At 45.8% G+C, this 20,961-nt stretch carries 13 protein-coding genes and 3 pseudogenes; 1 reads left to right on the forward strand and 15 read right to left on the reverse strand.

Annotation, left to right across the window (positions count from 1 at the left end):
* From V3851_RS00005 to V3851_RS00040, 8 genes and pseudogenes are all read right to left on the reverse strand, one after another.
* On the reverse strand, positions 1-3,962 hold a 3,962-nt coding region (locus V3851_RS00005), incomplete at its 3' end, for a pre-toxin TG domain-containing protein (RefSeq protein WP_331844446.1).
* A 348-nt stretch (positions 3,963-4,310) separates the two neighbouring features.
* Positions 4,311-4,782, reverse strand: a pseudogene (gene tnpA / locus V3851_RS00010) (IS200/IS605 family transposase).
* Between the two features lie 1,054 nt (positions 4,783-5,836).
* Positions 5,837-6,037: a hypothetical protein gene (locus V3851_RS00015; RefSeq protein WP_331844447.1), complete on the reverse strand. Its 201-nt coding sequence runs from the start codon at positions 6,035-6,037 to the stop codon at positions 5,837-5,839.
* Between the two features lie 668 nt (positions 6,038-6,705).
* Positions 6,706-7,110, reverse strand: coding sequence for an Imm7 family immunity protein (locus tag V3851_RS00020; protein ID WP_331844448.1), 405 nt, complete (start codon positions 7,108-7,110; stop codon positions 6,706-6,708).
* 23 nt (positions 7,111-7,133) lie between these two features.
* Positions 7,134-8,822 (reverse strand): restriction endonuclease fold toxin, encoded by a 1,689-nt coding sequence (locus V3851_RS00025; RefSeq protein WP_331844449.1) that lies wholly within the window; start codon positions 8,820-8,822, stop codon positions 7,134-7,136.
* A gap of 67 nt (positions 8,823-8,889) precedes the next feature.
* On the reverse strand, positions 8,890-12,312 hold the full coding sequence (locus V3851_RS00030) for a DUF5704 domain-containing protein (protein WP_331844450.1): 3,423 nt from the start codon (positions 12,310-12,312) through the stop codon (positions 8,890-8,892).
* A gap of 7 nt (positions 12,313-12,319) precedes the next feature.
* Positions 12,320-13,450 (reverse strand): copper amine oxidase N-terminal domain-containing protein, encoded by a 1,131-nt coding sequence (locus V3851_RS00035; protein ID WP_331844451.1) that lies wholly within the window; start codon positions 13,448-13,450, stop codon positions 12,320-12,322.
* A gap of 656 nt (positions 13,451-14,106) precedes the next feature.
* The gene (locus tag V3851_RS00040) at positions 14,107-14,316 is read right to left on the reverse strand and encodes a hypothetical protein (protein WP_331845271.1); all 210 of its coding nucleotides are present in this window, start codon (positions 14,314-14,316) and stop codon (positions 14,107-14,109) included.
* Positions 14,317-14,444: 128 nt separating this feature from the next.
* Between V3851_RS00040 and V3851_RS00045 the strand changes: the two are divergent.
* Positions 14,445-15,099 (forward strand): annotated as a pseudogene (locus V3851_RS00045) (IS630 family transposase); the annotation flags it as partial.
* A 106-nt stretch (positions 15,100-15,205) separates the two neighbouring features.
* On the opposite strand, the pseudogene V3851_RS00050 reads toward V3851_RS00045, so the two are convergent.
* The 7 genes and pseudogenes from V3851_RS00050 to V3851_RS00080 form a co-directional block, all read right to left on the reverse strand.
* Positions 15,206-15,424: pseudogene (locus V3851_RS00050) on the reverse strand (helix-turn-helix domain-containing protein); the annotation flags it as partial.
* A 189-nt stretch (positions 15,425-15,613) separates the two neighbouring features.
* On the reverse strand, positions 15,614-17,338 hold the full coding sequence (locus V3851_RS00055) for a colicin E5-related ribonuclease (protein ID WP_331844452.1): 1,725 nt from the start codon (positions 17,336-17,338) through the stop codon (positions 15,614-15,616).
* 655 nt (positions 17,339-17,993) lie between these two features.
* Positions 17,994-18,986 (reverse strand): hypothetical protein, encoded by a 993-nt coding sequence (locus V3851_RS00060; protein ID WP_331844453.1) that lies wholly within the window; start codon positions 18,984-18,986, stop codon positions 17,994-17,996.
* Positions 18,973-19,536 carry a hypothetical protein gene (locus V3851_RS00065; RefSeq protein ID WP_331844454.1) on the reverse strand — a complete coding sequence of 188 codons (564 nt, stop codon included), beginning with the start codon at positions 19,534-19,536 and terminating at the stop codon, positions 18,973-18,975. The genes V3851_RS00060 and V3851_RS00065 overlap by 14 nt, the downstream gene beginning before the upstream one ends.
* Before the next feature lie 3 nt (positions 19,537-19,539).
* Positions 19,540-19,902, reverse strand: a complete 363-nt coding sequence (locus tag V3851_RS00070; RefSeq protein WP_331844455.1) for a hypothetical protein — start codon at positions 19,900-19,902, stop codon at positions 19,540-19,542.
* A gap of 63 nt (positions 19,903-19,965) precedes the next feature.
* On the reverse strand, positions 19,966-20,433 hold the full coding sequence (locus V3851_RS00075) for an ABC transporter permease (protein WP_331844456.1): 468 nt from the start codon (positions 20,431-20,433) through the stop codon (positions 19,966-19,968).
* Between the two features lie 24 nt (positions 20,434-20,457).
* Positions 20,458-20,949: an ABC transporter permease gene (locus tag V3851_RS00080; protein WP_331844457.1), complete on the reverse strand. Its 492-nt coding sequence runs from the start codon at positions 20,947-20,949 to the stop codon at positions 20,458-20,460.
* Positions 20,950-20,961 lie beyond the last annotated feature (12 nt).

Here is a 20,961-nt window from a genome sequence, read left to right on the forward strand (position 1 = left end):
TAGACATAATAAGCCTTCGGCGTCCCTTCCTCGTCCAGTTCCATCAGCACCCGGCTGAGCTCGCCCAGGTCGTCGACCACATACTGGGTCGTCTTGCCCCTCCAACTCATGGAGGTCCGATTGCCGAGCATGTTATAAGTATAGCGCGCCTTCCCGGATTTTACCAAGCGGTTACGGGCGTCGTATTCATACGAAGCCATGCTCTCCCCGTTGCTCTTGTAGAGCAAATTGCCGTCCGCATCCATCTCCACCGGATAATCCCCAAGGGCGTGCAGCCGGTTATCGGAGGTATAACGGAAGGAAGAGGCGTTACCCTCCAAAGAGTCTCGGGTTAAGGTCAGGTTGCCGCCCAGGTCGTACTCGTAGCTGACGATTCGCCCTTTAAACGCTCCGCTGCTTAAGCGCCGCAGCTTATCATACGTATACTGCTTGTCTTCCTCCTGAATGATTTGGCCGATCTCGTTATAGGTAAGCCGGAACTGCTGCAGCATGATTCCTTGGGCCGTGCTATCCTGAATGCGGATCAGCTGCCCCGCGGCGTCATACGTCCGCTTCTCCTTGCTCCCGTTGGTTCGGCAAGTCTCGATCAGCTTGCCGCTTTGGTCATAGCTATAACGGGTCAACCGGCCGCGCCAGTCCTTGACTTCCACCATTTCGCCGGCCGCGTTATAGCGGTAGTGCACCTGCTTGCCGTCCGGGTAGGTAAGCATCGTCAGGCGGCCAGCCGCATCATAGCTGTAGCCGATCGTATATCCCAGCGTGTCCGTGCTGGAGACCAGTCGTCCGGCGGCGTCATAGACGCGGGACATCACGGCTTCGCCTTCCGTCAGGGAGGTCACGCGTCCGTTCGCATCATAATCAATGCGGATATCACCGGCTTCGTCCTCCAGACCGATGAGCCGTCCGGCCACATCGTAACGGTAGGCGGTCGATTGCCGCCGGGCATTCATCCGGCGGGCCAACAGTCCCTGCAGATCGTAGGCATACGTGATCCCGTGGCCCGAGGCGTTCTTTTCTTCGAGGAGTAAACCCGTACGGTCATAACGCAGCTCGGTCCGGTTGCCGTTTCCGTCTTCGTAAGCCGTGACTCTCCCTTCCCCGTCATACTCTTGACGGTAGTGGGCCTGTTCCGCTTCCTCCACTTCCGTCAGCCGGGAGAGCGCATCATATTTATACCGCGTCACCCGTCCGGAAGCGTCGCTGACCTCGGTCACCCGGTTGATTTGGTTGAACCGGTAGCTCGTGGTGTGACCGAGCCCGTTGGTGACGGCAATCGGGTTCCCCGCCGGATCGTACGTCAGCTGTCTGACGAGGCGTCCTTCCCCGTCAATAACCGCCTGCAATCTTCCTGCCGCGTCATAGTTGTACTGTGTTCTTCTCCCCAGCGGATCGATGACCGCAATCAGCCGGTCGCCCAAGTCATACTCGAGTGTCGTTTGCTCTCCGTCCGGATGGATCTCAGCTACAAGCCGGTCAGCGGCATCGTAGCGGTACTCCGTGGTGTGGCCCAGCGGGTCCGTCACGCTCGCCGGTTTCCCGGAAGCCGTATAGGTGTAAATCGTTTCCGCCCCGAAAGGGTCCTTGCTGCCGATCAGGTGATCGTCGGCGTCATACCGATACTCCCAGGTGTGCCCGAGCGCATCCTGCGTACGGATCAGGTTGTCATTGCCGTCATATTCGCGTGTGAATGCCTCGCCGAGCGCGTTTCGCACCACCGCGATCCGCCCGGCTTCGTCCACCGCGACCTCGCTCGGCCGCCCTTCCGCATCCTCCCAGGCGGCAAGCTCTCCGTTTGCTCCATAGCGGAACTTGCGGACCGCGCTGTTAAAATCGCGGTAGAACGATTTCTGCCCTTCGGCCGTGTATCCCATTTCCGAGCTGCTTCCGTCCGCCCGGATCACGCTCACCAAGCGATGCCGTTCATCGTATTGATAGCTCGTTTCATGACCTTCGGCATCGATTTCCTTCACCAGTTGATCCCGCTCGTTATACTCAAAGCGAGTCTGATGCCCAAGCTCATCCATGTACTGGATAAGTCTTCCTCGTTCGTCATAGAGGCGGGAGACGATCCGTCCGTCCGAGTAAGCGCAGCCTATTTCCTGACCATGCTCATTGTATGTATAGTTGACTTTACTGCCGTCCGGATAGGCGATTTCCGTGAGCAGGCATTCGCGATCATGGACATACCGCGTTTGGTATCCCAGCGGATTGGTGAAGGTGGTCACGATTTGTCCCGGGAGCGATTCCGTATCATATTCCATATAGGAAATCTGGCCGTTCGGATCCTTCTGGGCCACGATCCGGTGATAGACGTCAAACGTGTTCTCGAATTCCAGCTTCCCGTCCGTCGCCACCTTTAGGATCCGGCCGTCTTCGTCGCAAAGGATGTCCGTGGCTTGTCCGTTCGCATCCACGAGCCGGCTCATGTGGCGATGCTCGTTATACTCGAATCTCACAGTCCGCTTGGCATCTTGGACCGCGATAAGCAGTCCACGCTCATCATAGGTAAAATTTAGGATTCTGCCGGTCAGTTGATCGGTCATTCGCTCCGTGAGCCCTGGCTCGTTCTGCTCTACCCGAAGCGTCTGGCCTTCCACGTTGACCAGCTCAACCAGCCGGCCCTCTTTGGAGAACAGGAATGTCTCCTGTTTCTTCCGGTGGAACAGCTTGTAGCCGTCCGAAACCGGGTGCAGCTCGTCGAACTTGGCATCGAGGTCGTTCGTCCGGTAGATCCCGTCGCTTCCGAGCTCGTACTTGTTATTTCGGGCGGCGTTCCAAAACACCGTGATAACGCTCGGGCTTTCCGCGGAAGATTCCTCTCCAAATTGCAGGGACATTGCATAGTTATGGGTCCACGCCGCCCCCATTTCGCTAACCTGCAGAAGCCCCGAATTGTACTGGAGGATAATCGGCCACGTCGCTGCGCCATACAGCTTAAGCACCGTATGGCTGATCAGTTGGTCGCCCGTCCCCATGTGAATCGGGTCGCCCGTCATACTGCAATTGTTCCGGGTCGGGAGATCCTGGGTCTGCTTTTTGGCGGCATCTACCCCATTCGACGCGCTGGACGCCGCCTTCTTCGCATCGCTGAGCTGATCGGCCGCCTTGGATGCATCGCTGACCACCTCTCCGGCCGCATCGGCGGCTTTGCCCGTCTTGGACATGCCGGCAGCCACCGCTGCGGCAGTTCCTGCGCCGCCGACAGCGACGGCGGCGGCCGCCTCCGCAGCGCTCAGCCCGTCCGCAGCTCTCGCGGCCGTCTCAGCATAATCCCCGGCCTTGGCCGTATCCGCCGCCGTATCGGCCAGCTTCGCGGCGTCGCCTGCCGCATCACCGGCCTTGCTTGTACCGCTGACGACGTTGGCAATGTCGTCCCCATGGCTGAGCGCTTCCGCCGCCACATCATCCACTTTGCCCAATACACTGGCGACCTCGTCGCCATGCTTGGCCACAAAATTCACGACTCCGACAGCTTCGTCGGCAACCTTTAGCACTTTGGCCCCGTTACGCACCGTCTTACCGAGCGGGCCGGCAATCGCCAACAGCCGTTCCCACGCAGCCAGCTTCTCGCCGGTAATTAAATCGCGGCCGGTGATCGCTTCGACGACCCCTTTCGCGTTCCCGATCACCGGGACAAAATCGAGCGCGATACTGACGCCCGTCTTGAAGAGTTCCCACCATTTCCCGGTTTTCAGCTTCTGACCATACGCGTCGTCCTCCGCAAATTCCTCCCCTTTCCGCTTCGATAGATCGGACAGCTTCAGCAGTTGCTCATTCAGCTCGTTCAGACTCTGGCTGATTCTCCGAAAATTGCCGTCCACGTCGGAGCGGCTGCGGCTCTCCAGCGTCAACCGATTCATCGCCCGCTGCAAATCCGACCGGATATCTTCGATTTCGCCGGCCGCCGTTTTCAATGTTTTCCCGGTTTGCTTCAAATCTTCCGGATTCAATTCGATCTTCAAACCGTCATCCTCCTATTTGCACCCAGCTGGACTAGCCATAGAAGTATCTCGCGTTCCCGGCACGCCCGTCCCTCTTGATATTTGATATTTTCCTAAGTCTATGGTCATAGGAAAATTATAACATTCCCCTTTTGAGAAATATGTCGCAATATGTCGTTAGTTGTTTGAAAAGGATAATTCTTGAAAATATCTCTTTTGACTTTATATAATCATAACCACCCGTCCAACGGGTGGTTTGCTCTTGGGGTATAACCCCCTGTTGCCAAACTGCGCCTAAAGACGCTAGCCTGACAATGAATTGTTCAGGCTCAGTGTAATTTGTCACTTTCACCTACCAGTTAAACTGGTTCACTTCTTCTTTCCACTGATACTGCTGAATGGATCTTCGTACTCTTTTACACTCAGCTTATCAACTGCTTGATCATGTGCTTCTTGCTCACGTATATATTTTGCGACGGTAGCTTCATTTAAGCCTACGGTGCTGACGTAGTAGCCTTCCTCCCAAAATTTCCGATTCCCATACTTATACTTCAAACTTGCGTGCTTCTCGAATATCATCAACGAGCTCTTTCCCTTCAGATATCCCATAAATGATGATACTGAGATTTTCGGAGGTATTGCCACTAACATATTCATGATCTGGCATCATGTGGCCCTCTATGATCTCCATTCCCTTGTATTTACATAAACGCTTGGAAATTTCGATCAAGTCTTTCCTCACTTGATTATAGATCTCTTTCCGTCTATACTTCGGGGTGAACACGATATGGTATTTGCACATCCACTTCGTGTGAGGTAGACTATAGCTCTTGTTTGCCATCTAAGACCATTCCTTTCGTTTTTGAGCCTGAACATCTCAATTTTATTGGAATGGTCTTGTTGGTCAAACCCTTGATCCCTCCACCCGCATAGCGGGTGGTTTTTTGTTTCGCGCGTTCCACGCACTCAACTGGCTAAAAGCCGTAACAAGAACCGCCCTCGCGGGCGCAGGGGCGGCGTGATTCCTGCGCGAATATTTTATATAAAGTTGATGGGTTCCTCTTAACTCTGTCCTAGTCTAGTCGTATAGAGTAAGTAACAGGTCTGATTAGATACTGAATTGAATATGGAAGCTCTACACGTGGTCGCAGAAGAACACGTTAAAAAATGCCTCGGCGTTCATCAGCCGAATGTGGTCATGTAAATCTTCCTATTACTTGAACGAAGTCGCGTTAGAAGCGGAGGATTAGCCTTTGGCAAAGTAAGACGTGATGCCTTACTTCACTTCCCCAGATTTTCCGTCGTAGTGTCCGAAAGGACAGGGAACCTTGACAGAGTGGTAGCTTCAAGCTAACTGCGCAGTAAAGCTACACCTGGGTGCGCTAGATGTCTCGTAGGCTCGGGATACCTAAAACTTCACACAGCCTAGTCGTTCTCCCTCGCAAGAGGGGGAACGCTCTGTTGTCCTCCCTTCACACAGGTGAACTCCCCGCCTGCGGAGCGGGCGGGGGGTGAGACTGAAATGAACGCTGACACTGGTAGAGAATAGATAATAGGAAGAAGAACAACATAAGTAAGATAAAGAATAGAATACGAGGAAGAGCAGTAGCTCAGAGTAGATAAGCAAGTATCAGAATAGACAGTAGGAATCGGATACCACGAACCAGGAATCTATTGAATCACGAATAGATATATAGATGATTGAGATCGTAAAGCCTCGAACTCCCCGCTCCCCCCATTTTTTATATCCCGACGAAAACAGCAAAAAAAGAGCACGCACAACGGCGGGGGACAGGTTAGCCAAACAACGGCAAGTATTTATGGTAGTAGTCTATATGATCGTCGGATAGCCGCCAATCATACTGATTTAGGAATTGAGCAACTTTTGCTAAGACTTAATCCCGATGAACGAAATCGTTGTGTTTTGTTTTAGCTAGGTAATGCGCAAGACTTAGCTCGACTTGCTCCTGTGACATCGGGTCTTTGAAATGTTTGACGAAGATGCCGACAAGCTCGTCCATATCATCTGAACAATGTCCGAGCACGTTCTCCCGCCGCATTAGGGCTAGGGCGGTATCTAACGGTGGTCGCTCCATGTATTCGCCCTCCCTTCTGTAGCGGCGGGGGCGGCTAGCTTTTGCTGAACGCTCCATTTCCTACATAAGAGATACTGCCGTTGTGCTTCCTGCTCATCATAGCCATTCTGTATCATGACATTCAGGATGGCACGGGGGATGGAATCAGTGTAGCCATACAAGCAACTACGAAACCTTTCCCATGAGATGTCATACAGGACAACAAACGCACGATGTGTAAGTCCTAGCTTCTGAATACATTCTTTGACTGGATGATTCATGAATGATTTCTCCTTTCAAGTTGTCTTCCCTTATAGGTTAGACACTCTACAGGCAGGAATCACAACAGACATACAGAGGCATAGGGCGTTTTTCCCTATCTTGAATTTGTCACATCGGGAGTAATCCATGAATAGCAAGACAGCTTAGATAGTAAGGGTAATTCCCAAATGTATTCGATTAAATTACCACATCTCGTCACACTATATGGATGATTTACCGATTCGTTTTAATCTTCAAGCGGGCATGAAAAGCTAAATTTGTTTGGCTTCGTTATCTCCCGCCCGCTTAATAGACGGTGCGTGATGCGAGGCGGGCAACGTCGGTGAATGATGGGTTCATTCGGCACTGGGTAGCCCCTCCGATTATAATACAACCACTCTAACAACTTATAATATTTTTTGATGATTCTATAATTCAGAATCATCAGCTACAACAGGTATTAATGGAGACAAAAATGGATCGTCTCTTTCTTCAATGTTACCTCTCGTTAGAACGTAAACCTTAAACTCATTAAAATGTTTTGGGTGCTCATCATTAAAAACATAGAGCATACCATAAGAGCCAGGTGCAATAATTCCTACATTCTTCATTATTTCCACTGGACTAAATTTTGATGAAGGCTCACGATTCCACAATCCCGTCAACCAAAGGTGAAATTGTCCATTTATCGCCTTCATGTCTAACACATCTACATTCGGCTGTAAGTCTTCAATATACTTTTTAACTGTATCAAGAACATTTACTTCTCTTTCATTACTTGCCTCATCACCAGTACTTTCTAGAATGACCGCCCAACCATGGTATTGATACATACTTTCACCTCTCTAGTCCTTCATTAAAATGGCGAGATATCAATTATAATCTCAACGTCGTATCTCTTCTCATATTCTCTTAATTGTCTAATTACTTTATCCGCAGGTGCTGTCTCAAAATGAAAGTACGCCTGCCTACCTGTTTCAATAGCAGCTTCAATGGTTGCCTTTGCTTGTTCCCTAAATTGGGAACTTAGACTATTCATTGAAGTTTTGGTTTGACCAATGTACTGGTCAGAAATCACATCAAATTCTCGACCTTTAGGGTCATTATTGAATATCATTCGAGACTGTCCGCCGAGTTTTTCTGCAAGCAAATCTGCACCTGCATCTTCCTTAGCTGCTTGCTTTATTCCTCCTGAATACTGGGTATAGATACCTTTACCACTAGTTAGTCTCGAAGCAGCATCTCCCGTCCTCTCAACCATCTTCTCTGTCTCATCTAACTTTGTAGAGTAAGTCCCATTACTTTTCTCGGGAACCCAATCCTTCACCGGCACATCTACATCTATCTTCGACTTGACAACAATGGATACCTTCTGGAATGCTTTACCAGCCAGTCCCCCTCCAATAAAACTGGCTGCTACGCCTAGGACATTTTCGCCTACGATTCCACCGATTCGCTCCCATCTCTGGCTTGGCTCGAGCTCCTTCAATTCTTCGTACAGGTCTTTATAGTTGTTCCACTGATTCGTTGCCGTTTGTTTTAAGTATCCTAGAGGATTATCTGCGAATTTTCCGGCTTCTTCATTAAGATCAATCCAGATCTCCTTTATTCCTTGCAATGCAGCCTTTCCACTTTCCAACGGGTGTGATACAATCTCTATCACTTGATCCGTAGTATTGTTCACGCTATTCTCCAATCCAGTATAAAAACCCCGTCCAAACGCCAGTACTTCGAATCCATCGAGCAAATGTTCATTATAAACCTGCTGCTCCTCTTGTAACCGGGACAATGTTTCTTCCCATCTACGGTATGCTTCGGACCGGTCCCTATACTCGAGGTATTCGAAGGTGTCGGGGTCATATCCTTTATCCAGCGCAAATTTCAAAAATAGCGGGACTTGCTCCATCGCCAAATCTTTATATACTACTTCTCCCCGAAAAAGAGTATAGCCCTTTTCATCTTCATATTGTTGCAGCAGCATCGCCAGATTGCTCTCATTGACTTTCGGCTCGCCTATCTCCTCTTGGTCAATCGGTTGCGCATGGTTCGTTAAAGCTGCATTCCGCGTAACAAATTGAACCCCCCCAACATCCTCATCCAAAAAGTCCACGAGTTTTGCGCCTATGGCAACAAGATTACCTATTTGACCAAACAACAGCAACTGAACAAGTACCCATGGATCTAGCAGTTCACTTGATTCTCTAAATCCGATAACTGGTAAAAAATCCAGCGCTTTTCCCAGGCCGCTTACCCAGCTCCAAGCCTTCCCGGTCTCAAGCTTTTTACCGGAAGCATCATCCCATACAAATTGATCCCCTTTGCGAAGAACGAATTGCGACCATTCCGCCAGTTCCTGTGTAAGTTCCCTAAGCCGCTGATCAATTTGCTGGTATGCTCCATCCACATCTCCCCGTGCGCGGCTTTGCAGTGTCAAGTTTTCCATCGCCTGCCTTAAGGCATTTCGAAATTGGTCGATATTCAAGTAGGCGGAGTTCATCGTTTGGCCTGTTTTTTGTAAACTGCTTGCATCCAGTTCAATTTTCAACCGTCTTCCTCCCACAAACTGGTTTAGAAACAAAGGCCCTCAAAGCTTGAGGGCCTTTTACCTAGGCTTACTGCGGCACTTGGGAACTGAAATCGTCTCTGCTGGATTTGTCCGCATGGTAGAAAGCAACATCTCCGTATTCCAACTTAAACGGATGCCCGAACGAATCGCGGATCACCGCCGGATAGCCTTCCATCTCCCATTGGTTCTCCCGCTTCTTGTCATTACCCTCTTTCAGATTCATCATTGGCGCATGAATATACTGCAGATGAGGTTCGCTCAAGTTATCGTCCCGAATCGTCTCAATATTGAAGTTCACGATAATATACCCGTCTTTCAAAAAGATCGGCGACTTCTCATCCAGTCCCCCATGCGTCCGCCCGTATTCCGCTATATTCGTTCCCGCTTCGACGACATAGGGATCCGCCGGGAGACTGTATTCCCCATACCATTTTTGAATCGACGCATTCGCTCTCAGCTTATCGACGGATTCCGGAATGTCCTTCTTCGGCCCGATAAAAGTCCGCAGCTGTTCGGGCATGAAGAGCAAGCTGTAACCGCCCACCGGCGTTTTTTGCTTCGTAAACTTCTCCAGATACTGCTTCACATACTGCTGCTTCGTCAGATTCCCGAAAATATCGTATTTCGCAAACTTGTAAGCGGCCGTATCCCCCAGCTCTTCGGTCGGGACATTTCTCATCCGGTCATTAAGGATCACATAACGCTGGACCTGGTCCTCCGGCGAACCTATCTTCACAAACTGTCGGGTATTCGTCTTGTAGTATAAATCAACGGGAATTCGCTCGGTTCCATTCTGGCCGGTACCACTCTTCGGGGCATAGTAAAAGCTCGGAGTAATTCGGATGCCATCGAGCTGGCCAAACATATTCCCTTTCGTCTTGAAGTCAAACTTGAAGTGGTACCCTGTTTTGATCGCAACATTCTTATATCCTTTGAGAGGATGGCTGCCGGGATGGATAGGCAACGTATAGATCGAGCTATTCCCGCGCGGATCCCCGTCGATGCCTCTCTGGCCGATCCAGTAGGAGAGTCCGCGTAATTCCGTGCTGCCCTTCCCGGTCCGGAACACCGGTTCCCAGTTGTAATCGGCGATATCCGTTACATGAAAATCGTACACCCGCCCGATTACTTCCACGGACACCTCATCGGTTGCCATATGATGAATCAAATCCTCATTGAAATCCGGTTCCCCCTGATTCTTGTAATCATACGGAGAATTTTCCGCTATATTTCGGAAATATACCTGATAATCTCCTTCATCCACCCACACCGGTAAATAGAATGTCGTATCCAGTTGGTCTACAGGAATGTCGATCCAGGTAAATTGGGGAATGAACTGGGTCTTATCTTCGGTGTACACATCGAACGGGAACAATACTTGCTTCGTCCGGAAGTACTTGGAATAGTTCCTGTCGCCATATCCCGGGAATTGACGTTCATCGATATGCTGTCCGTTGGTTGGAATCCGGACTGTAAACGGCCGTTCCAGAATCAAGGCCGCCCGGGCCGTGTTCGGCTTCGTCTTCTGATTATGCAACTGGTCGTCGGAGACTGATGAATAGTTGACCACGGGGGTATGGACAGTGACATCGTTAATCCCATTAATGGCAAATTCTCTACTGTCACTGCCCCCATCAACGTTTTCCGGCAGCAAATCATAATAAATTGTTCCATCGCTTTCCGCCCTATACTTATTCAAAAGTGAACTGCTAATCCACTGCCCACCTTCATAAAGCACATTGTCGCCAATTACTTCTGGAAATGGAATTTCTGACGGTTCTGGTCCATCTTGAATTACTTCGGAATCGTCCATAATAGTTTCGTCATTAAATTTAAATAAGTCGTTTTTTACATCCGGGTCTTCCGTTTGCGATTCAGCGATCGCCTTCAGAGCCTCCGTATCATCCGGAGCATCCGCTTCTGTGGGCTCTTGATCCCCTCCATCAATCTCTTGTGGAGTAAAACTGATGGTACCTGTGTTTTTCGGAAAAACATGCTCCTCGACGTCAGTACTGTTGTATAGATCGATCGTCGGTGGATCATAACCGATTGGGTACAATGTAACTTCTCCGCCCGGCAACGCATAATTCTCCATGATAGCCTGATCAATTTCATAGACTTCCAACTGGTTTATTTGCCAATAGGAATACTCCCGTGGTTCTAATTCAAATTCGTAGGTAATGTCCAGGGTGCCTGTTCGAGGTATCGGATCCTGAGGAATCATTTCCCCATCTGGCCCAGGTATAGGATCCTGCTCCTCTTCCCATTTAGTAGGATAAGTTACATCAACCGTACACTGATAGACGATGTCTCCCTCCATTTTGGCAAACTCATTTTGAAAAAGATAATTTAAACCCCAGGCATTGGCATACAAATATTCCGATGTGGGGATTGCTTGTCTAGCATCGAAGTGAATATTATCGTTGGCACTATCATCCGCCAAAATAACCCCCGTTGCCTCAGGGTCCATCACAGAAGCTGCCCGAATATCAGCTTCGTAAGGGGGTTGTATGGTGTAGGTGCAATCCCCTTCTCCACCTCCTTGTGAACCGCATCCCCCTTCTTCATCTTCACATTTCTCCCGCCATACCGATACGATGTAAGTGCCTCCTAAATCCACGGTAAAATTTCTATTAAAAACTTTGTCAGTTCCGTCGGCCATCACCTCGAATTTACGCTCGGTTGGCTTATCCATGGGTGCTAGATAAGACTTTACAATTGTATACTCTCTTCCATTGGGATCGGTAGTCGTTCCGTCCCCATTATTGATCTCGTATCTAACCGTGGCTCCAGGTTTTGCTGGACTAAGATCATCCCAATCGAAAGGAGATTTGGGGTCCTGCTTGCTCTCTCTGACATACACATGCCTTATAGGATACTCAGCGCTGTTATAGATAGTTCTAACATCAAAATAATCATCCAGATCTTCGGGATGAGCCCATCCTTCTGCTTTCTTAATGTCTGCCAATGTATACCAGGGCCCGCTTCGTTTATTTCCGTTCTTGTCAATTGAGATCATAATTGCACTTAAGAAAACTTCGTCCCCATCTTTAACGTCGCCCATATTATGAGCTTTTAGTCCGCTTGAGACTAGTGGTTCTGGGACGGAAAAATAAGTGGTAACTTGCTCCCCAGGCTTGGGATCTGGAGGATCTTGCTTAATTTGCTTAACTTCCTTACTTCCTTCAAATCCAACATAATTGTTATCTTTTCTTGGATTACAATCATCCTTCTTACCGTTACTTTTATAGGTACAAGCTTTCTCTCTACGAACCGTCCATCCTATTGTTTTGTATCGAATGGAAGAACTTGCTGCCGTAGAGGTTATATTAAATTCAATGGCTCCATTTACTATTTTTGCGTCTACCGGATTAGTAGGATCACTATAGACTGTATTCGTCCCAAGATAGGGAAAAACTAAAACAAAGATGCAAACAATAATCCAGAGTTTCTTATATAATTGTTTCATAATAGAATCACTTATTTAATATTTTGAGATTAGAATGTTCCAACACATCTGCTCTTCCGGCAACTTTAAGTGTCTCACCCCAAACACCGGATACATTCGTAAACATCTCAATATCCGTGTATCCTACGTACCATACATTTTTCTTAAGGGTCTTTTCATGGTCATCAAATATGTTATATAAAAGATATTTTGCTTCACCAAATGACGTAATCTTAAATTTTACTTTCGAACGAACATAGTATTTCCCCCAGTTGTCAAAGAAAATCATAGAGGGTTCCGGCTCGATATGACCCTCTATAATGATATGATTCTCCTTCACCCAAGCTGCATAGTCTTTAAGATTTCCTGAAATTGTCCCTTGGGATTGCTCTAGAATATGCTCCAGCATATCATCTACCCATTGGTTATCCAGGGTCCTATAATCGATGTTTAATGATAAATCTCCAAACTTGACAATGTGATCCATCCATATATCGATATTTTCCTTGGTAAATTCGGGATCCGTTTCCAAAAGCTTGGCTGGTGGCGTATAGCCAAAAGCATTTGCAAATTCGATCTTCATCTCATACATTTCATTCGGAATATCCTCCAGAATATAGGGAAACTCCTGATGATTCTTCGGAAGATTCGTTGTCCGAATCTTTCGTCCGTATGGATCCGTTGCGCCGATCTCTTTGTCCGGCATCAGAATGTTCACCGTTCCTAAGGAAGGAACCCAGGTGACCTCGGCATGGAGTTGCTCGCTTATGAACCGAAGCGGAATCATCGTCGTGCCTTGCTCTTGCCTAACGGGCGCATCGAGCATCACGGTTTCTCCATTCACCTGAGCCATGGACGAACCTACAGTGAGCGATATCGTCTTATCCCCTTTACTGATTCCGATTCTATTCGTCGTTGGATCCCAATCCAGCTTGGCCCCCATTTTTTCCGAAACAAAACGAAGCGGCACCCAGGTGGTCCCCCCTTCCGTAAACGGAGTCGTTTCTTCAATCGGGTATTTGATTCCGTCGACGACGACTCGGACCGGTGTCCCTGTGGCATAAGTAACTCCGGATAAACTAAATATCATTACTAGCGCAAGCAAAGCAATTACTAGACTTTTTGTTTTCTTTAGCCTTATGTAACGTTTTCTTGACATGGTCAAACCCCTTTAAAATAGAATAAATTTTAATTCTTATTAAGTATTTTTAGGAGCAATATTCTTTTTGATATAGCCTACCTTTACGAAATAATTATGTTTTATATGCTGATTGGATAGATAAAATTGTTGTCGATTTAGGATTAATTATTACCATCAAGGAATTATACCATCCAGATTATGAGAAATTTGTCGAACCGTGAAGATGATGGATGCATTTGTTGCAAAATCATGAAAAAGATCAGTAGTGCAATAAATTTCCTATGATACTCTTAACTTTCAGAGTTTTTTCGTCCCCCTCTTGTACTTCAATTTAACTATCACCCAATTTATAGTATAAATCCCATAAAATACTCCAAAATAAACTAAAAACAGGTCAATCATGGTGGTATCTGACCATAATCGACCTGTTCAATGTAATGGAACTATTTGTGATAGCGCCAGCAGAATACGCTGGACACCGTAATTATGGTTGTCTTCATGTTCTCCAATGATGTCTTTGATTTTGACCAGAAGAAGTTGCTGCCGCTCCTGTTTGGGTGTGGGCTTCAAGCTACGGTAATAGCCCGATTCGCTAACAGCAAGTACTTTGCACATCTCCTTGACAGTCCACTGATCCCGTCGTTCACGGATGTAAGCATAGAGCTGGCATGCCTTTACCGCTTCCGGTCTTTTGCGAAAAAACCCAGTGCATCCTTAAGAATTTCATTCGCGCGGCGCAACTCGCCGATTTCTTTTTCTAATTCGATTTCACGCGCAGGCTTATCGGCAGATGCATAAGCGCGTCCGCTCCCGATATGCGCTCGATCGCCATGCAGGGTTCTTCGCTTTCTCCATTCCTGCAAAGTATAGTAGGACAATCTCATCGCTCAATCTTACTGCTTATTCTTTGAATGCCTTGTCGTACCGATTCATTGTCTCTCATCCCCTCGTCAGCTTTCATTTTATTTCATACGAGGGGGTTTTTCGACTGCATTTTTATCGTAGCACTCCAGGCATGAGTTACACGAAACCGACGTATACGCTTGCTGCCGCAGATCCTGTGAAACAGCAGCATTTTGTCGAAGAAACGTTTCCAACATTAAAAAAGGGATGAAACTGGCGAAATTCGTCATCTTTTGTTTGAGGATGAAAGCATGATCCGCGATTATCAAGCGCTCCAGCGAACATGGTTCGAGAAGGGCAAGCAACGAGTGATTCGGACAACTGGAAAACAATATCGCGGCGTAAAGTTGTTATCCACTTTCGATTATTGTACTGGTAACATCGTCTGGCATGAAGACGAGGAGTATACGGCTGAAACGTTTTTGAAATTCTTGAATAAGGTCACGGACGCCTATCCATCGGGGACCATTACCATGGTTTTAGATAATGCCCGAATCCATCATGCCAAGTTGCTGGAGACTTTTCTTCAAGAGCATAAGCGACTGACATTGGTGTTTCTCCCGCCATACAGTCCACAACTCAATATTGTTGAGGGATTATGGAAGTGGCTAAAAGCAGATGTAAATAACGTCTTCTACCACACGGTGACTGAGATACGGAATAACGTCCACTCTTTCATGAATAAGGTAATGGAAAATCCTCAAGCAATCATTGACCGTCTTTGCGTACGGATGGAATCTGATAGCATCATAGAAATACATTAGTTCAACTTATATAACTACATCATTTAAAAGAATTCCTCCATTAATTGGGATTATCGAGGACCTGCTGCCATAATCCAGTTTCAAACACTTTTTTTAGCATACGGTTCTACCGTTCTAATTGTTGAATATAACGATTCTGATCCACATATTCTTTGAGTCTTCCTCTTTGATCCAGCAGACCAAACTCCCCTTGTTCCCGGTATTTCCGCATCCACCTTTTCACTCTGTCCTTATCTTGAATTTCAAGATGTTCGGTTATCTGCCGATAGGTCCATTTCTCCTCAACATGCAATCGAATAGCTTCTGCTTTGGTTTCCTCAGAATACGATTTTAATTTTTTTCCTTTTTTACATAAAAATACACCACCCTAGAATTCATCGGTTTACCCAGGGGGTTTTCCAATGTCTATTCTAAGGGGTGCACTTCAGTAGAAGTAGAAGTTTTTGTTTTTTCTACTATAAAGGGAGCATATCATATTGGTTAGTGGGCTTTTTATTGTATCGTTCTTTTATTTCTACAAACTGTTTAACCACTTTTGCCAAACTTCAGAATTGAGAGGTAATCCGTTATCTGATAGCTTTATATACTCTAACAATGAATCAATATCAGAATAATCGTTTTTAGAGTTCTCTAGGAATTTAATCATTGCTTTATAAGCGGCCAAATCAAAAGGTGAATAGTATTCACTAGTTACTGCTTCCGAATTATAAACAATTTCGAACACGAAATTATAATCAGCTTTTTGTTGAATGAATTCTTTCGCTTCTGACCAGTTTCCACTTGAACTACTATTATAGGTGAAGTCAACACTATGTTCCATTACTGGCTGAGTAGTAGTATCAGTTATTATGAAGGCATCAATACCTAGGATATTATAATTTTTATCTTCACATAGCTGAACAAGTTCCAAAGCGTCATTCGTACTAAATAAAGAAATACCACCTCGTATGATTGCTTTATCCTCAAGTAAATTCTCTTGGCTCATTAATCTGCCTCCATTAGGAATGTACGGGTTTTTAATGGTACTGTCAGGAATCCATAACGGGTCATTTTTATTACTTACTTGTATTACTTTTTCCGAATTGTTTTCTACTACTACATAACTCCCGTCTTCATTAAAGTATGCGGTAGCGTCTTCTCCATTTGCTTTGTTTGTTGCCTCACTTGTTTCATGAGGTTCATTAACTGTGTCTTCAATTGAGTCTTCAGTCCAGCCTCTTCTTTCCATTTGCCCTGCTATTTTTTTATCTATTTCAATTTTTATAACAGGTTGGCTTAAGATAGCATCCTCTTTAGTAAAGGTTCCAGTATCACCAACATAAGTTGGATAATTTATGGCTATATCGCCCATAATAGAATTACCGACTCGCCCGATATTAGGAGTGTCATAACTTATGACTTCTCCATAATCATTTACCACACCTTTAAGGGCGGGCACTCTTATAGTACTTGGAAAAATAGAGGGATAAAATAGAGGATTATATTCTATATCTTTAGAAGTTCTCCTATCCGAAAAAATAGGTTCAGCAGTTTGGAGTGTCTTCTTGTACTGAAAGAGAGGGTTCTCCTTCAACCAATTATATGCAACTAATGCATTAGGAAATATTAATTCATTGCCGTTATCATCATATTTTATTTCTTTTTGTTTTCTACTATGAAAAACATGATCATAATATACATATGTAATATATCCGTATTTACTAATTGCTACTACCTCAAGTTCATAGCCTTCTTCGAAGATTTTTCCTAGATCAAAATTTTCGGGTGGATACACACTGGAAGGGGCTATAACTGATGTGTTGGTTACTACCGATGTAATCTTTCCTGTTGATGAATCAATCATGGCACCTGCAGCAAAAAATTCATTCCATTTATCAGTTAGATATGTATAAGCTGTAGAGTTCCATTGAAGACTATATTTTTTTGTTGTTCCCCAAATAGACTCAAACCCTTGAACAGAGGCTGTTATAGCATTTCTTGTGAATTCGTCTGCTTCATTCCAAACCGTTTTTCCAAATTCTTCGATATTATCCATCACTTGAGGATCAAGTCCAACGGCAGTGCCTGCAGCTGCCACAAGAACAGCACCACCCCAAAACATTATTGCTCCTGTTTCTACTGCGCCAAGAGCAAGTGCAGGATTAGCGTTTGCTTTAGGTGCTGGGGAAGCAATGATAAAAATTAAGAGAAAAACTTGAAAACATAAAGTAATCTTTCTCCAAACTCTTCGACTTTCCATAAATTACCTCCTAGAAATTAGTGTTTTCTTCGAAAATATTCTAACTCTAAATACTTAATAATACATTAGGGAATTTGAAAACCACACAGATTCAATAAAATAGCTAAAGGGGGTAGATGCTAATCTATTAATAAACTGGATCGGCTACACTTAATTGGACAGAAAAATAAGAGCTTATAGAATATAACCTAACATGCTAAGGAGCAGATCTCTACAATGCCTAAACAACAAACGACGCACGTTCACAACCGAGTTTATGAAAACGGGATATCAAGAGCAGCAATTGTGGAGGAATATGACCTCACAGCTTCTGCTTTAGACCTCTTGACCAAGCAAGCCAAGAGCACAGGCTCATCCAAGGAGAAGGTACAATCGCTCGTCAGAAGAAAATGAGCTGATTGCTTTACCAAAAGAAAACCAACGTTTGAAGATGGAGAACGACATTTTTAAGCAAGCCGCGCTGATCATGGGACGAAAGTAGTTATCGTCCAGAATAAGCGTGATAAATACTCGGTATCAGCAATGTGCAACGTCCTGCAAATCGCAGAAAGTACTACTATGAAGCAAAGGAACGAAAGAAAGAAGATGCTCTGACCGCAACGATTTTGGAGATTTTCCACAAAAACTGCAAAACATGAACTTCGTCATAACCCCCTCAAGAACCCCACCCGTTCACGCATTCCTTGGGAAAATACCCTTTTGCCGCCGCCTCCTCGGCATTGTCGAAGTTTTCTTGAGGCTCGTAAGAGAAGGAGCATCCTTCCTTGTAGTAGTATTTGATTCCTGTCCGGTTATCGACGGCTCCTACGTAATTGGTCTTCTTGACCAGCCGTCCCCCGCCGAAGGCGTAGTTGTTGTACGTCTGATCGCCGACGGGCATGCCTTGAATAAAGGCCATGAAGCCGATGTCGCTGACCGTATTCGTCCATTCTTCCTGGGAGATTTCCGGAAGTTTGAACGTATAACTGATGCCGTAACGGGTGGAATATTCGTTATAGGCATTGATAAAGTAAGCAAAATCCTCCTGCAAATTCCGCACAATCGTACTGCGCCGGACCGTATCAAAATTAGCGGAATCGTTAAGCAGCGGAATGGAGGTCTCTCCCTCGAGATCCTCCCGGTATCCCTTGACCCATTCGCCGCGAACAGCGTCATAAGCGTAAACATAGCTATCCAGAGTGAAATTGATCGCATTCCCGCGGTTATCGGAATAGGCATAAGGCTTCTTGGGGCGCCACATCTTCTTGGCGATCTTTTGTCCGGTGGCATCGACATATTCGGTCATCGCATATAAATAGTACCCGTCATAATCCGTCACCCCGATCACCGGGATGTAAGAAGCTAACGTTCCCTGCCCGATCGGGTCGTTCGCCACGCCAAAATTCAAATACAGAGTCCGAAAAAAAGTATCGAGCGCGAGCTCCTTATTCACTTTAAAATATTTCTCCGACTCGTACGCCGCCTCATATTCCTGTAATTCATTGATATTGAGTACCTTCCCCGCGTCCTGAATGGCTGTTCTTAGCGCGGCGGAGTATTGGTCTTCCAATTGGAGCACCGTTTCCTGGTCATTGGTGCGCATATCAAGTACCAGCATGAACGGAAAGAAGATGCAGACGAACAAAATGGCCAAATTAGTAATCTTCATTAATGACCATCCCTCCGTACGGCATATAAATTCTAGTATTATCTCCCGTATTTCCGTTCAGGAAGAAATCCTGCAATATCGTGGCCATCGTCCGGTTGATATTTTTCACTTTCACCGTGAAGAAGTCGCCTTCGGTCATCACATATCTACGGTCCAGACTATTGACCGGCAAAGTATTATCGGGAAACAGCCGATTCATAATCTCATCGGTATAATGACCGTCAAAGTAAGTCGTAAAGCTGTTTTTGAAGCTGTTTTCATTCGCCGGATCACTGTAATCGGGACTATACTTTTTGTGCAGATGCTCCATCTCGATTTCGTACTGATTGCCGGTTGCTCCCAATTTACGCGTCAAATCGGAATACATCGTCGGTGTAATATATCCTTTTGTCCGTGAAGCGTCCACAAATTCCGTAACCGCCGAATGAACGACAATTTGCGATAATTGATCCTGTCTCTGCGCCTGCTGGTACAGTGGATACGCAAACATCAGGATCAATGCGATAAAAACGCCCAAAATTTTTGATAATGAGATTTCCAGTCTGCTCACCCTCTAGGAAAAAACAATAGTTAGAACCGTTCCATTGGAATCGTAGATATATTCCACTTGATAGCTTTTTGTCAGCAAAATACTGGAGGTGTCCAGTTCTTCTATCTCTTTCCCGTCCACCCGAATATTTGCATTTAATTCCTTGATATGATAGATGGTCATCAGCACTTCCGCACCCGTATAAGTCTCATTGCCTTTGTCCTTTAAATCGGTAAACAGCCGCCGATCCTCCTGTTTAACCGATTGGTGGACGACATTAAGAGTCCTTTCCTGTTCATTGATTCCGCCGATAATAAAAATGCAGGCCGTTATAAAAATGAACAACTCCACCATATAAAAAATCGCTTTCTCAACGGTATCGCTCATGATCTCCCACCTGTACAGAAGGGCATCCCTTTTTTTCTACGAAAAGGGATGCCTGATTAAGTTTTATTGCTGAATAAAGATAATTCCTCGGATCATGTTGTTCTTGTCTCTGACAATCGTCGATTTAAATTGACCGCTGGGATTGATGTATTCAGGCTCGGATTGATTCTCAGCATCGTTTAAATTCAGTTTTTTTTCTGTATCGCTATTCGTAATTTCGCCAGTCGAGTCATTAAACCTATTACCATAATAATCTGTAGCACCCTTTCCTGTGGTTACCCTTAGACCAAACTGAGTCAAGTTCATATATTGTCTGATCGCATTCAATACCTGACTACCGGAAAGTGTAGTATTGTTATACGTGTTAAACTCTGTTTCCGAAAGTTGAGTCGTAATTGAGGCCATCTTCGTCTGTCCTTGCTTGGCGGCATCTTGAGATGAAATTGTAATTATGACAACAATCGTGATCAGCATGATCGTCAGAAAGATCCCCGCCGCAACCCGTATACCAACTCCAGTATTTTCCTCCATATTTCACATCTCCCTAAAAATAAATTATTGTTGTGTAAAGACAATCCCGCGGATCATTTTGTTCTTGTCTCTAACGATATAAGATTTAAATTTGCCGCTAGGGTTGATGTATTCATCGAAAGATTCATTTAGTGCTTTATCGAGTTCAGTATTTTTATCATCATCGTCCCCAATTTTAGATATAATTCCATTCTCCTCTTCAAAATCGTTACCATAGAAGCTCGTTTGGTCTTCACCCTCAAAAATTTGTTTCCCGGTTGTAACTTGAATCCCAAACTGCTCCAAATTCATATACTGCCGGATCGCGTTTAACACCTGGCTGCCGGAGAGTGTCGTATTGTTGTAGGTGTTGAACTCTGTGTCCGAGAGCTGGGTCGTGATCGAAGCCATTTTGGTCTGCCCTTGCTTCGCGGCGTCCTGGGATGAGATCGTGATAATGACGACAATCGTGATCAGCATGATCGTCAGAAAGATGCCGGCCGCAACGCGTATACCGACGCCAGTATTCTCTTCCATACTTATCAAACT

The organism is Paenibacillus haidiansis (assembly GCF_036553665.1).
Taxonomy (GTDB): domain Bacteria; phylum Bacillota; class Bacilli; order Paenibacillales; family Paenibacillaceae; genus Fontibacillus; species Fontibacillus haidiansis.